The organism is Micromonospora sp. SYSU B005, assembly GCF_055362685.1.
Genome location: NZ_JAXCFU010000001.1, coordinates 940,169 through 954,095 on the forward strand (window position 1 = coordinate 940,169; position 13,927 = coordinate 954,095).

The 13,927-nt window shown below is 74.8% G+C and carries 11 protein-coding genes; 5 read left to right on the forward strand and 6 right to left on the reverse strand.

The window, feature by feature from the left end:
• Positions 1–258: 258 nt before the first annotated feature.
• A complete protein-coding gene (locus SM452_RS04525) occupies positions 259–765 on the forward strand; it encodes an inorganic diphosphatase (protein ID WP_013288994.1) in 507 nt (168 codons plus the stop codon).
• Positions 766–820: 55 nt separating this feature from the next.
• On the opposite strand, the gene eccD is transcribed toward SM452_RS04525, so the two are convergent.
• The gene (gene eccD, locus SM452_RS04530) at positions 821–2,203 is read right to left on the reverse strand and encodes a type VII secretion integral membrane protein EccD (protein WP_463839333.1); all 1,383 of its coding nucleotides are present in this window, start codon (positions 2,201–2,203) and stop codon (positions 821–823) included.
• 105 nt (positions 2,204–2,308) lie between these two features.
• Here eccD and eccCa point away from each other — a divergent pair, with 105 nt between their 5' ends.
• The 4 genes from eccCa to SM452_RS04550 all read left to right on the forward strand — a co-directional run bounded on the left by eccCa (position 2,309) and on the right by SM452_RS04550 (position 9,237).
• Positions 2,309–6,247, forward strand: a complete 3,939-nt coding sequence (eccCa, locus tag SM452_RS04535; RefSeq protein WP_463839334.1) for a type VII secretion protein EccCa — start codon at positions 2,309–2,311, stop codon at positions 6,245–6,247.
• A gap of 88 nt (positions 6,248–6,335) precedes the next feature.
• Positions 6,336–7,649: a type VII secretion-associated serine protease mycosin gene (gene mycP / locus SM452_RS04540; protein WP_355511569.1), complete on the forward strand. Its 1,314-nt coding sequence runs from the start codon at positions 6,336–6,338 to the stop codon at positions 7,647–7,649.
• 40 nt (positions 7,650–7,689) lie between these two features.
• Positions 7,690–8,481, forward strand: a complete 792-nt coding sequence (locus SM452_RS04545; protein ID WP_463839335.1) for a phosphatase PAP2 family protein — start codon at positions 7,690–7,692, stop codon at positions 8,479–8,481.
• 30 nt (positions 8,482–8,511) lie between these two features.
• Positions 8,512–9,237: a phosphatase PAP2 family protein gene (locus SM452_RS04550; RefSeq protein ID WP_463839336.1), complete on the forward strand. Its 726-nt coding sequence runs from the start codon at positions 8,512–8,514 to the stop codon at positions 9,235–9,237.
• A 15-nt stretch (positions 9,238–9,252) separates the two neighbouring features.
• Here SM452_RS04550 and SM452_RS04555 read toward each other — a convergent pair whose 3' ends face one another.
• From SM452_RS04555 to SM452_RS04575, 5 genes are all read right to left on the reverse strand, one after another.
• Positions 9,253–10,431, reverse strand: a complete 1,179-nt coding sequence (locus SM452_RS04555) for a MarP family serine protease (protein WP_262013412.1) — start codon at positions 10,429–10,431, stop codon at positions 9,253–9,255.
• Between the two features lie 76 nt (positions 10,432–10,507).
• Entirely contained in the window at positions 10,508–11,200 is a 693-nt protein-coding gene (locus tag SM452_RS04560) for an NUDIX hydrolase (RefSeq protein ID WP_262013413.1), read from the reverse strand.
• Complete coding sequence (locus SM452_RS04565; RefSeq protein ID WP_402813603.1) at positions 11,197–11,802, reverse strand: TlpA family protein disulfide reductase; 606 nt, start codon at positions 11,800–11,802, stop codon at positions 11,197–11,199. Before SM452_RS04565 ends, SM452_RS04560 begins: the two co-directional genes overlap by 4 nt.
• Positions 11,799–12,641 (reverse strand): endonuclease III, encoded by an 843-nt coding sequence (gene nth, locus SM452_RS04570; protein WP_463839391.1) that lies wholly within the window; start codon positions 12,639–12,641, stop codon positions 11,799–11,801. The genes SM452_RS04565 and nth overlap by 4 nt, the downstream gene beginning before the upstream one ends.
• Positions 12,638–13,858: a CapA family protein gene (locus SM452_RS04575; protein ID WP_355511559.1), complete on the reverse strand. Its 1,221-nt coding sequence runs from the start codon at positions 13,856–13,858 to the stop codon at positions 12,638–12,640. The genes nth and SM452_RS04575 overlap by 4 nt, the downstream gene beginning before the upstream one ends.
• Positions 13,859–13,927 lie beyond the last annotated feature (69 nt).

The following is a 13,927-nucleotide window of genomic DNA, read 5'->3' on the forward strand; positions in this document are numbered from 1 at the left end:
GCCCCCGGGACGGACACCCGCCCGGTGGCCCCGCCGGAACCGGAACCGGCGGACCCGCGCCCGTCAACCCTCTCGGGGCGGTAGTGTGAATCTTCCCTCCCCACGGCCCCCTCCTCCCCGCTCGAAATCGCCTTGGGCGACACTACTTCGGTCCGAACACTATGCGGCGGCCGGAGCCGACGGGGGGCGTTCACCCCGCGCCGGGGGTGAGCCGCTGGTTTCCGTTAGCCAGCGTGGGCAAACGAGGGAGCGTGGAAGATGGATTTCGACGTCACGGTTGAGATCCCCAAGGGTCACCGGAACAAGTACGAGGTAGACCACGCGACCGGCCGCATCCGGCTGGACCGCACCCTCTTCACCTCCACGCAGTACCCGGCCGACTACGGGTTCATCGAGGGCACCCTGGGCGAGGACGGCGACCCGCTGGACGCGCTGGTGCTGGTGCCGGAGCCGACGTTCCCGGGCTGCCTGATCCGCTGCCGCACCATCGGCATGTTCCGGATGACGGACGAGAAGGGCGGCGACGACAAGGTCCTCTGCGTGCCCTACGAGGACCCGCGTCAGGAGCACCTGCGCGACATCCACCACCTGGGCGAGTTCGACCGGCTGGAGATCCAGCACTTCTTCGAGGTCTACAAGGACCTGGAGCCGGGCAAGTCGGTCGAGGGCGCGACCTGGGTGGGCCGGGTCGAGGCCGAGGCGGAGATCGCCGCGTCGTACCGGCGCGCCAAGGAGGCCGAGGAGCGCGGCGAGACGCTGCACTGACGATCATGCTTGCCGGGGGCCCGGGTCGCGCGTCGCGACCCGGGCCTCCGCGTGTTCAGGCGAGCAGGTCGCGGGCCCGGTCGTAGAGGCCGAGCACCGCGCAGGCCACCGGCACCACAGCGACCACGAGCGCGGTGTCGGTCAGGTCGGCCAGCCGGCCGAGGTACGGGGAGACGGGCCGCCGGGCGTACGTGGCGCCGGCGGTGACCGCCGTCAGGGCCAGGGCCAGCCCGCCCACAGTCAGCGCGAGCCGCCCACCCGGACCGGCCCGGCCGGCCAGCACCACCCCCAGCAGCGCGAACCCGGTCAACCCGGCGACGATCGCGGGCACCCGGTGCCGTACCGCCACGAACAGGCGGGAGCGCAGCAGCAGCACCCCGCAGGCGACGGCGGCGAGCAGCAGCCCGGCGGTCCGGCCGACGGAGACGAGCACCGCGACCGCGCCGACGGCGAGCACCGCGTGGCCGAGCAGCATCCCGGTGAGCACCTCCTCGGCGCGCGCCACCGCCGCGTGCACCCGGCCCCGGTCCGGCAGGTCCCGGGTGCCGGCCGGGCTGGGCAGGGTGAGCGGCGGCAGCGGAAGCTTGCCGACCCGGATGGCCAGCAGCGGCAGCCCGCCGAGCGCGAACACCAGCACGGCGAGCAGGACGGCGGCGGTGCCGTCCGGGTCGAGCAGCAGCCCGCCGAGCGCTGCCGCCACGCCCGCCAGGCCGACTGTCACCCCGGCCACGAAGACGCGGGACCGGCTGGCCACGCCGAGCAGGCCGAGCACCGCCACCAGCAGCAGCGCCACCGAGCCGACCAGCAGTTCCGGGGCACCCACCCAGCGCAGGCCGGGGATCGGGCCGACCGGATCGCCGGAGGCGACCGCGAGCGCACCGGCCACCGCGGCCCAGGGCAGCGCGTACCCGCCGAGCGTGGCGCCGGCCGGGCCGTCCCCGTACGCCCGGGACGCCGCGGTGGCGGTGAGCACCAGGACCAGGGCGACCGCCGCGGCGACCGGCCAGCCGCGCGCGCCCGGCCCGGCCGCGACCACGGCGACCAGGCCGACGGCCAGGGGTACGGCGGCACCGGCGAGCGCCGCGGCCCGGGTGGCCCGGCCGGACCAGGCGGCACCCCGGCGCCGGGCGCCGTCCACGATCGCCTCGACCACGTCGTCGTACTCCAGCTCGGGCCACTGGGCGCGGGCCGGCACCAGGTGCAGCACCTCGCCGTCGCGCACGCCCTGCGGCAGCAGCGCCTGGGCGGTGGTGAGCACCGCGCCGTCGGTCCGGCGCAGCACCCACCCGCCGTGCCGTTCCCCGTCGTCGGCCAGTCCCTCCCCGGCGTGCCGGAGCACCTCGGGCAGCAACTCGGCCAGGGGCACCTGCTCCGGTAGGGCCACGTCGACCCGCCGCCTGGGCGCGCTGATCGTGACCCGGGCGAGCCCGCTTGTCATCGAGGCATCTCCATATCGAGCGGAGGGAGTGGGCTGACGGACGAGAGGACTTTACCTACGATGAGCCAGGCTCGGGTTACCCAGAGCCACTTCCGGGGAGGGTGAGTGTCCACTGTCGTCATCAAGCGGCCGCCACGCCGCCCGGCACCGGAGATCCCGGTCGGTGAGCTGCCCGTCGAGGCGCCGCCGGAGATCCCCGCCGCCGCCGGTGGGCGCTGGCAGCAGGCGCTGATGGTGCTGCCGATGCTCGGCGGGACGGTGGCCATGGCGATGATGTTCGGCCGCGGCGGCGGCGCCTACTCGTACGTGGTGGGCGGCATGTTCGGCCTCTCCTCGCTGGCGATGCTGGTGACCACCTGGGGCAGCGCCGGGCCGAAGAAGTCCGAGCTGATGGCCGCCCGCCGGGAGTACCTGCGTCACCTGGCCACGCTCCGGCGCCGGGTGCGGGAGACCGCCGGCGCCCAGCGGGCCGGGCTGTCCTACCGCCATCCCGAGCCGGGGCGGCTCTGGTCGACAGTCGACAGTCATCGGGTCTGGGAGCGCCGGCCGGGCGACCCGGACTTCGCCGTGGTCCGGGTCGGTGTGGGCCCGCAGACGCTGGCCACCCCGCTGGTCCCGCCGGTCACCCGCCCGCTGGAGGAGCTGGAGCCGATGACCGCCGGGGCGCTGCGGCGCTTCCTGGACGCGTACTCGGTGGTGCCGGACCTGCCGGTGGCGCTGTCGCTGCGCAGTTTCGCCCGGGTCTTCGTGCGCGGCCCGGCCGGCCCGGTACGGGGTGCCGGCTCGCCCGCCGCGCAGGCGCTGGCCCGGGCGGTGCTCACCCAGCTCGCCGTCTTCCACGCGCCGGACGAACTGCTGATCGCGGTCTGCGCCGGGCCGGAACGCCGCAACGCCTGGGAGTGGGTGAAGTGGCTGCCGCACGCCCACCATCCGGCGCGTACCGACGCGCTGGGCCCGGTGCGGCTGGTCACCAGCGCCGCCGCCGACCTGGAACGGCTGCTCGACGACGTACTCGGCGCCCGGTCCCGGTTCAGCCCGCACGGCACCGCGACCGACGGGCCGCACGTAGTGGTGGTGCTCGACGGCGGCGACCTGACCGGCGCGACCGACCTGGCCGGTGACGGCGGCATCGACGCGGTCACCGTGCTCGACCTGGACACTCCGCCGCCCCGGCTGCTCGACCGGTACGCGCTGCTGCTCGACCTGGTCGACGGCCGGCTGCACTCGCACTCCGCGGAGGGGCACGCCGAGGTGGGCGCCGCCGACGCGCTGGCGCCCGCCGACGCGGAGGCGGTGGCCCGGCGGCTCGCGCCGCTGCGGCTGGCCGGCACGGTACGCGGACCGGACGCGCCGCCCGGCGCCGAGCTGGGCCTGCCCGAGCTACTGGGTCTGGGCGACCCGGAGAGCTTCACCGCCGAGCAGGGCTGGGCGCCCCGGGCCGCGCGGGACCGGCTGCGGGTGCCGATCGGGGTGGGCGCCGACGGCGGGGCGATCGACCTGGACCTGAAGGAGTCGGCGCAGGACGGCATGGGCCCGCACGGCCTGTTGATCGGCGCGACCGGCTCGGGCAAGTCGGAGCTGCTGCGCACACTGGTGCTCGGGCTGGCCGCCACGCACAGCTCGGAGCAGCTCAACTTCGTGCTCGTCGACTTCAAGGGCGGCGCCACGTTCGCGCCGTTCGAGCGGCTGCCGCACACCGCCGCCGTGATCACCAACCTGGCCGACGCGCTGCCGCTTGTGGACCGGATGGTGGACGCGATAAACGGGGAGCTGATGCGCCGGCAGGAGTTGCTGCGCCGGGCCGGCAACTTCGCGAGCGTGCGCGACTACGAGCGGGCCCGGGCGGCCGGGTCGCCGCTGGCCCCACTGCCGTCGCTGCTGCTGATCTGCGACGAGTTCTCCGAGCTGCTCTCCGCCAAGCCCGACTTCATCGACCTGTTCGTGCAGATCGGCCGGCTGGGCCGGTCGCTGGGTGTGCACCTGCTGCTGGCGAGCCAGCGGCTGGAGGAGGGGCGGCTGCGCGGGCTGGACACGCACCTGTCGTACCGGATCGGGTTGCGGACGTTCTCGGCGCTGGAGTCCCGGACGGTGCTGGGCGTGCCGGACGCGCACGAGCTGCCGCGCAGCCCGGGGCACGGTTACCTGCGCTCGGGCACCGACCCGCTGGTCCGGTTCAAGGCCGCGTACGTCTCCGGCACGGTCCGCCGTCGCGGCGGGGCGGCGGGCGCGTCCGGCGCCGGCGAGGCTCGGGTGCTCGCGTTCTCCACCCACCTGGTCCCGGTGCCCGAGCCGCCCGCGCCCGTCGAGCCGCCCGCCGAGGACGACAGCGGCGAGACGCTGCTGGACCTGCTCGTGGACCGGCTGGCCGGGCAGGGCCCGCCCGCGCACCAGGTGTGGCTGCCGCCGCTGGACGCCTCCCCCGCCCTGGACGAGCTGCTCGGAACGGTCGGCGCCGACCCGCTACGCGGGCTCACGGTGGCGAATCCGGAGCTGCACGGTGCGCTGCAGGTGCCGGTGGCGGTGGTCGACAAGCCGTTCGAGCAGCGGCGCGACCTGCTCTGGCTGGCGCTGGACGGCGCGGCCGGGCACGTCGCGGTGGTCGGCACCACCCGCAGTGGCCGGTCCAGTCTGCTGCGCACCCTGGTCTGCGCGCTCGCGCTCACCCACACCCCGGCCGAGGTGCAGGTCTACTGCCTCGACTTCGGCAGCGGGACGCTCGGCACGCTGCGCGACCTGCCGCACGTGGGCGGTGTCAGCGGGCGCACCGACGGCACCGCCGTGCGCCGTACCGTCGGCGAGGTCGCCGGTCTGCTGGCCGAACGGGAGCGGCGTTTCGCCGAGGCCGGTGTGGAGTCGATGGCCGTGTGGCGACGGCGGCGGGCGGCGGGCGCGCCGGACCCGTTCGGGGACGTGTTCCTGGTGGTGGACGGCTGGAACACGCTGCGCGGCGAGTACGAGGACCTGGAACCCCTGGTCACCGAGCTCGCCACCCGGGGCCTGGCGTACGGGGTGCACGTGGTGGCGAGCGCGCTGCGCTGGTCGGACTTCCGCCCGGCGATCCGCGACCTGTTCGGCTCCCGGCTGGAGTTGCGTCTCGGCGACCCGGCCGACTCGGTGGTGGTGAAGCGCGCGCTGGCGGCCACCGTGCCGGAGGAGCGGCCGGGGCGCGGCATCACCGCGGGCGGCCTGCACTTCCTCACCGCCGAACCGCGCGTCGAGGCGCTCGGCGCGGAGACCGCCGACCTGGTCAAGGCGGTCGCCGGCGCGTGGAGCGGTCCGCCCGCGCCCCGGGTGCGGCTGCTCCCGCCGGTGCTGCCGTACGCCGAACTGGACCACAGCGCGACGAGCGGGCCCGCGTTCCCGATCGGCGTGGCCGAGGCGGACCTGTCCCAGGTGGTGCTGGACTTCGCCACCGAGCCGAACTTCCTGGTCTTCGGCGACGCCGAGTGCGGCAAGTCGTCGTTCCTGCGGGCGCTCGCCACCTCGATCGTCAACCGGTTCACGCCGGAGCAGGCACGGGTGATGCTCGTGGACTACCGGCGCAGCCTGATGGGCGTGATCGAGACGCCGCACCTGATCGGATACGGCACCGCAGCGCCGCACACCGCCGAGCTGATCGAGTCGGCCGCCGGTTATCTCCAGGGGCGGCAGCCGGGGCCCGAGGTGACACCGGCGCAGTTGCGCAGCCGGTCGTGGTGGACGGGACCGGAGCTGTTCGTGCTCGTGGACGACTACGACCTGGTGGCGGGCGGGCCGACGAACCCGTTGCGGGCGCTTGAGGACCACCTGCCGCACGCGCGGGACGTCGGGCTGCACCTGGTGCTGGCGCGGCGCACCGGCGGTGCCGGGCGGACCGCGTACGAGCCGATCGTGCAGCGGTTGCGCGAGCTGTCCACCGCCGGGCTGGTGATGTCGGGCGGGCCGGAGGAGGGCACGCTCGTCGGCCAGGTGAAGGCCGGGCCGCTGCCGCCGGGGCGGGCGCGTCTGGTCACCCGCCGGGAGGGGGTGCGCCTGGTGCAGTTGGCGTATCTCCCGCCCGGGTGATCAGGCTGGCCGAGTTGCCCCGTGACGGCCGGGGCAACCGGTAATCTCCGTGCAGCATGTGTCTGACGCGACCGAACGGCTGGGGAATGTGACAGGGGATCGGCAGGGACCGCCCGGTGGGCCGCCCCGGCGTCTCGCCGGACGCGCGCTGCTCGCCGCCGCCTCGGCACTGGTCACCGTGGCCGGTCCGCTGGCACCGCCGGCACACGCCGCGCCCGCCGCCTCGACCGCCGTGGCGCGGCCCTGGTCGGCCCCCGACCGTCCGCTGCGCACCGACCAGGTACGCGACGAGCAGTGGCAGCTGGAGGAGCTGCGGGCGAAGACCGCATGGCGCACGTCGACCGGGCGCGGCGTGGTGGTCGCGGTGATCGACTCCGGTGTCGACGGCTCCCACCCCGACCTGGCCGGGCAGGTGCTGCCCGGCCTGGATCTGGTGACGCCGGACGGCTCGGACGGCGCGGACCCGGTGGGGCACGGCACCACTGTGGCGGGGCTGATCGCCGGGCGGTCCGACGACGACCGGGGCGTGGTGGGGCTCGCGCCGGACGCCAAGATCCTCCCGGTCCGGGTGCTCGACGCCGAGAACCGCTACGACGACGCGCTGATCATCGCCAAGGCGGTGCGCTGGGCGGTGGACAACGGCGCCCAGGTGGTCAACCTGTCGCTCGGCGGCAGCAGCGACAACCCGGCCCTGGCCGCGGCGCTCGACTACGCGTTCGCCCGGGACGTGGTGGTGGTCGCCTGCACCGGCAACCTGGCCACCTCGACGACCACCGACGTCTGGTACCCGGCCCGCGAACCGGGCGTGCTCGCGGTCACCGGGCTGGAGCGGACCAGCGAGAACCTCTGGTCCGGCTCGATCACGGGTCACGAGACGGTCCTCAGCGCCCCGGCCACCGGGCTCTACGGCGCCCGCCCGGAGGGCTACTGGCGGGTGCAGGGGACGAGCTTCGCCGCGCCGCTCGTCGCCGCGACGGCGGCCCTGGTCCGCTCGCGGTATCCGAAGATGCCGGCCGGGGACGTGGTCAACCGGCTGATCAGCACCGCCCGGGATCTGGGCCCGACCGGGCGGGACGACCGGTTCGGCTACGGCCTGGTCGACCCGGTGGCCGCGCTCACCGGTGACGTGCCGTCGGTGGCCCACAACCCGCTCGACGACAACGCCTCCCCCGGCGTGGTGGGCTTCGGGCCGGCACCCGGCGACGGACCGGACACCCGGGCCGCCGCGGCGGGCCGCGGCGGCGACCCGCTCGGGCGTACGGCGGAGGGCTGGACCGCCCGGCCGGCCGGGCAGACGGACGTCTCCGCCCCGGAGCGGCTCTGGACCGGCCTGGCCCTGTTCGTCGCGCTCGTCACCGGCACCGCGCTGATGGTGCGCCGGTTCCGGCAGACCCGTCGCTGAACCGGTCTGACCCTGCCCTCCGGTGGGTAGGGGAATGCCCATGGACACCACCGGGGCGACGGTCACGCGCCGGTCGTGGCGGCACCGCCGCCTCGACCGCGATCACTCGCTGGGGCTGCGGCTCACCCTGACGGTGGTCGCGGCGTTCCTGGTGCTGGTGCCGTTCGCCCTGATCGCGCTGCTGGTGCTCGGCGCCTGGCCGCCCCTGCTGCGGCTGGACGCCTCGATCACCGACGCGTTCCACGGGTACGCGCAGGACCATCCCGCATGGGTCGCGGTGATGACGGTCTGGACGCACGTGTTCGGGCCCGGCCCGCTGCGGGTGGCAGCTGTCGTGGTGGTGGTCTGGCTGGTCCGCCGCGGCGCGCCCCGGCTCGCGGTCTGGGTGGTGGTCACCATGCTCGCCGGCGGGCTGCTCGGCGCGCTGCTCAAGCTGCTCGTCGGCCGGGACCGGCCGGATCTGCTCGACCCGGTGGCCCGGGCCGCCGGCTACTCCTTCCCGTCCGGCCACGCGCTCAACGCCACGCTCGCCGCAGGGGTGCTGCTGCTGGTGTTCCTGCCGTTCGTGCGGGACAGCCGCCCGGGCCGGATCGCGCTGTGGACCGCCGCCCTGCTGGTCACGGTGGTGACCGGGATCAGCCGGATCGCGCTCGGCGTGCACTGGACCAGCGACGTGGTGGGCGGCTGGGTGCTCGGGACCGCCGTGGTGGCCGCGACAGCGGCGGCGTTCGCCACCTGGCGCAGCGGGTCCGGACGGCCGTCCGCGCGGCCGCTGCGCGAGGGGGTCGAGCCGGAGCTGGCCGACCAGCGGCCGGAGGGCGGCCGGGCGTAGCCGGGCCCGCAACGGGGTACAGGCGAGCCCATGTCCGATGTCGTGATCCGAGTCACCCGGCGTGTCCTGCTGCCGCTGGCCCTGCTCTTCGCGCTGATGGTGGGCCTGGGCCTGCTGGTGACCCGGGTACTGGCGCGCACCTGGCCGTTCACCGTGGAGGACACGGTCAACCGGGAGCTGGCCGGCGACCGGACGCCGGGGTGGAACGACGTCTCGCTGGTGTTCAGCACGCTCGCCAGCACCCAGATGATCGTCGTGGTCACCGTGCTGGCGGCGCTGGTGCTGCGGCTGGTGCTGCACCGCTGGCGGGAGCCGCTGTTCCTGTGCGCGGCGGTGACCGCGCAGGCGCTGATCTTCCTGTTCACCACGATGGTCATCGACCGGAACCGCCCGGCCGTGGCGCACATGGACGCCTCGCCGCCCACGTCCAGCTTCCCGTCCGGGCACACCTCGGCGGCCACCGCGCTCTACGTCGGCCTCGCGGTGCTGCTGGCACTGCGGGCGCGCAGCACCCCGGCCAAGGTCGGCTGGTGGACGCTGCTGGTGCTGGTGCCGATCGGCGTGGCGCTCACCCGGATGTACCGGGGCATGCACCACCCCAGCGACGTGGTCGCCTCGTTCCTCAACGGCGGCGTCTGCGTCGCGATCATGGCCCGGGCGGTCCTCGACCGCACGCTCACCTGGGGCCGCGCCCACCTGCCGCTGTCCCGCTCCGGTGACGAGGCGACACCGGCGGGAGCGTCCGCGGGCGGCTGAGCGCCGCCGGCCGGCTCAGGTGCAGTCGCCGGTGTCCACTCCCCGGGTACGCTCCGCGCCCGCCAGCGCCACCGGTCGCGCCTCGGCCGCGGTCACCGCGAAGCCGGTGTTCGGGTCGTCCGCCGCCGCCGCGAAGATCACGCCGAGCACCAGACCGTTCGAGGAGACCAGCGGGCCGCCGGAGTTGCCGCTGCGTACCAGCGCCCGGATGGTGTAGATCTCCCGGTTGACGTCACCGGCCGAGTAGATGTCCGGGCCGGTGATCCGGTCGACGTCGCGGATCCGGGCCGGGCGGGCGTCGTACGGGCCGTCGAGCGGGAAGCCGAGCACGATCGCGTCGGCGCCGGTGGCGGCCGGTCCGGCGGCGAAGCGCAGCGACGGCCCGGGCAGCCCGGGTACGTAGAGCACCGCCAGATCCCGGTCCGGGTCGTAGACGACGACCTCGCCGTCGTACCGCTCGCCGCGCAGCTCCACCGCCACGGAGCGGGTGCCGGCCACCACGTGCGCGTTCGTCATCACCCGGTCGTCCGCGTACACGAAACCGGAGCCCTCGATGCGGCGTGAGCAGCTCGGCGCGGAGCCGAGCACCTTCACCACCGACCGCCTGCTGTTCTGCACCACCTGGGAGTTGGCCAGCGCCGGGTCGGGCGGTGCGACCTGCCGGGCCCGGGTCGGCGCGAGGTCGCCGAACACGTCCGGGAAGCCGTTGGTGTCGACCGTGTCGCGCAGCGCGGTGGACAGGTCCTGCGCCTTGTCCGGCAGCACCTGGTCGACGACTGTGAGCAGCGCGCTGTTGCGGACCGAGGACGCCAGCCACGGCACCGAGGAGGAGCCGAGCGGCACGGCGACCAGCCACGCCACGAGCATGACCGCGACGACCGAGATGAACGCGCCGCCGACGTCGTCGATCTTCCGGCCGGCCGGGCCGGTGATGGCGGCCCGCAGGTTCGAGCCGAGCCAGCCCGCCAGCGCCTGCCCCAGCACCGCGAGCCCGAAGATCGCCACCAGGGAGATCAGCACGCGGGTGCCGCTCGCCGCGAACTGCTGTGCGATCAGCGGCCCGACCTGGAGGCCGAGCAGCGCTCCGAGGAAGAAGCCGGAGAACGACAGGGCCCCGATGACGAAACCCTGGCGGTATCCGCTGATCGCGAACACGAGCATGAGCAGGAGAAGGACGAGATCCACGGCGGACACGCCCCAAGGGTACGGGCACGGGGCCCGTGCTCGGCTCAGCGCTCGCGGAACGTGACCCGGGGATGCGTACGGGTGATCACCGCACCGGGCTCTCGTCGGCCGCCTCGGTGCCGGCCGACGGAGCGGGCGTGGCGTCGACAGGCGGCAGGTCCACCACACGCGAGTGCGGCCAGGGCCGGGACCAGCCGCCCATCTCCAGCAGCCGGTCGATCACGCCTGCGGTGAAGCCCCAGACGAGCATGCCGCGTGCGGAGAAGGCGGGACCGATCCAGCCGCTCGGGTGGCGTACCCGCATGCGGTTGTCCGGGTCGACCAGCTCGCTGACCGGCAGCCGGGCCACGTGGGCGACCTCGGCCGGCTCGCGCGGGTGCACCGGGTGCGGGTCGTGCCACCAGGCGAGCACCGGGGTGACCACGAAGTCGCTGACCGGGATCCACAGCCGGGGCAGCTCGGCCAGCACTGTGACGCTGCCCGGGTCGAGGCCGACCTCCTCGTTCGCCTCGCGCAGCGCGGTGGCGCGGGCGTCCGCATCCTCCGGGTCGGCCGCCCCGCCCGGGAAGGCCGGCTGCCCGGCGTGGTTGCGCAGCGTCGCGGCGCGCTGGAGGACGAGCACGTCCGGCCCGGCACCGGGCTCCTCGCCGAGCAGCACCAGCACGGCGCTCTCCCGGCCGCCGCTTTCCGGCGTGACGATGCGGGTGAAGTCCTCCGCCCGCGCGGTGCCGAGCCGGCCCAGCAGCGGGTCGAACCACACCGGCGGCCGTCGGGTCATACCCGCACCCCGAGGTGACGTTCGAGCAGCGCGGCGAGGCGGGCGTCGTCGAGCGCGCCGGTCGCGTCGGTGTGCCGGATCCGGCCGTCGGCGTCGACGAGCACTGTGAGCGGGAACGCGTTGCGTTCCAGCGCGCGCTGGAACGCGTCGCCCTGGTCGAGCAGCATCGGGAAGTCGACGCCGTAGTCCTCGCCGATGGACTGCGCGCCGCCGCGGCTGTCCCGGCTGTTCACGCCGATCACCTGGAACCGGCCGTCGGCCCGCTCGCTGAGCCGCTGGAACGCGGGCAGCTCCTTGCGGCACGGCGGGCACCAGGACGCCCACACGTTGATCACCGCCGGGCCCTTGACGTCGCGCAGGTTCACCGGTGCGCCGCCGGTGAAGCAGTTCAGCGTCAGGTCGGGGAGCTGGTCCCCGGCCTTCCCGGCGGGCGTCGGAGACGCGGCGGCCGGCGCGACGGTCAGCGGGGCGCAGTCGGCGAACGGCGAGGGGCGCTCGGCCCGGGTCGCCGGCGCCGGACGTTCCGGCTCCTCGGTCGTGGCGGTGCAGCCCGCTGCTGCCAGCAGCAGCGGGACGAGCACGTACGCGAACCGGCGCATCACGGCACGTCCGCCGCTGCCGCCTGCTGCGGCACCAGGTCGGGGTCGAGGCCGACTGCGACCGCCAGGTCGCGGGCCCGGGGGCCCTTCAGCAGCTTGGCCGCGGCGGCCGGCTCGGTCGGCCCGGTGCCGTACGCGGGGCACAGCTTCGCCAGCGTGCACGCGCCGCAGGCGGGCTTGCGGGCGTGGCAGACCCGGCGGCCGTGGAAGATCACCCGGTGCGACAGCATCGTCCAGTCGCGCTTCGGGTAGAGCGCGCCGATCGCGTGCTCGATCTTCACCGGGTCGGTCTCGGTGGTGAGCTGCCACCGCTGCACCAGCCGCTGGAAGTGGGTGTCGACGGTGATGCCGGGGACGCCGAAGGCGTTGCCGAGGATGACGTTCGCGGTCTTGCGGCCGATCCCCGGCAGGGTCACCAGGTCGTCGAGCCGCCCTGGCACCTCGCCGTCGTACCGCTCGCAGAGCGCCCGCCCCAGGTTGATCAGGGAGCTGGTCTTGTTGCGGTAGAACCCGGTGGGCCGGATCAGCTCCTCCAGCTCGACGCGGTCCGCAGCGGCGTAGTCGGCCGCGGAGCGGTAGCGGGCGAACAGCTTCGGCGTGACCTCGTTGACCTTCTTGTCGGTGCACTGGGCGGACAGGATCGTCGCCACCGCGAGCTCGAGCGCGTTGGCGTGGTCGAGCTCACAGTGCGCGTCGGGGTGCGTCTCGGTCAGCACGCGGCCGATGCGCCGGGCGCGGCGCGTACGACCGAGGTCGGTCTCGGGGGAACGCGTGGTCACGTCGGCCAGCCTACGTCGCGGGGCCGACGCTCCGGCGGCTCGGCGCGGCCGGGGTGCGCTCAGCCACCCGCCGGTGCGGTGATCTTGCCGGTCCCGTCGAGCTTCGCGCCGGTGTCCGGGAAGTCGGACCGGTTCAGGTCACGGACCAGTCCGAGGCCGCGGTTCTGCCGGTCCACGGACGGACGGCCCACGCCGTTCATCACGGTGGAGGTGAACGTGCCGCCGACGAACGTCCCCTCGGCGGTGAGCGACACCTTGAGCACGCCGCCCCAGCCGAGCCGGCCCGAGCTGTTCAGCGACTTCCCGCCGCCGGCGAAGTTGCCCAGGCTGTACGCGATCAGCCGCCCCTTGTAGAACTCCATCCCGCGCAGCACGTGCGGACCGTGCCCGATGACCAGGTCGGCGCCGGCGTCGATGACGGTGCGGGAGAAGCGGATCGGATCGCCGCGGTTCTCGCCGAAGAACATCTCGGTGCCCGGCTTGACCCGGGTCTTGTCCGCCCCCTCGGCGCCCATGTGCACCTGCACCACCACGATCTGCGCCTGCTCCTTGGCCATCTCGACCACCTGCTTGGCGGCGTTCAGGTCGACCAGGCTGTTGGACCAGGGGTACGACGAGAAGCCCACCACGGCGACCTTGATGCCCTTGACGTCCACCACGGTGATCTCGCCCGGCGCGCCGGTGTGCTTGAGCCCGTGCGCCTCCAGCGCCGACTGGGTGTTCTCGTAGCCCTGCCGGCCGTAGTCGTAGCCGTGGTTGTTGGCCTGGTTGAGCAGCTGGAACCCGGCCGAGCGCAGGTGCGCGGCGTAGCCGGGCGGCGCGCGGAACTGGTAGCAGTTCTTCGGCTCCGGGCCGCACTTGCCGGCGCCGGTGTCGTCGGTGAGCGGCTCCTCCAGGTTGCCCATCACCAGGTCGCCCTTGAGCGCCGACTTCACGTCGTCGAAGAAGCCCTTGCCGCCGTTGGGCGGCAGCCGGTCCGGCGCGTTGCCCATGATCACGTCACCGGTCGCGGTGAGCGAGATCGAGGGCTCCTTCGACGCGTCCGGCGCGGCCGGCTGGTCACCCGTCTCGGGTCCGGCCGAGCCGGTCGACCCGCCGCCCTGTCCCGCCTGCCACCGGGGGTCGCCGCCGGACCCGCCGGCGTCGCCGCCGCAGCCGGCGACGAACAGGACGGCGACGAGCGCGGCGAACGCGGCCAGGCGCCGGCCGAGCACCGCGCGACGCGGGCCGGGCACGGCGGCGGGCGGTCCGGCGACGGCGGCGCGGAGGGTACGGGGCACAGAGCGGGCGGAAGCGTACATCGTCGGCGACGCTACCGTCCCCGGAACGCCGCGACGAGGGCCGATCGG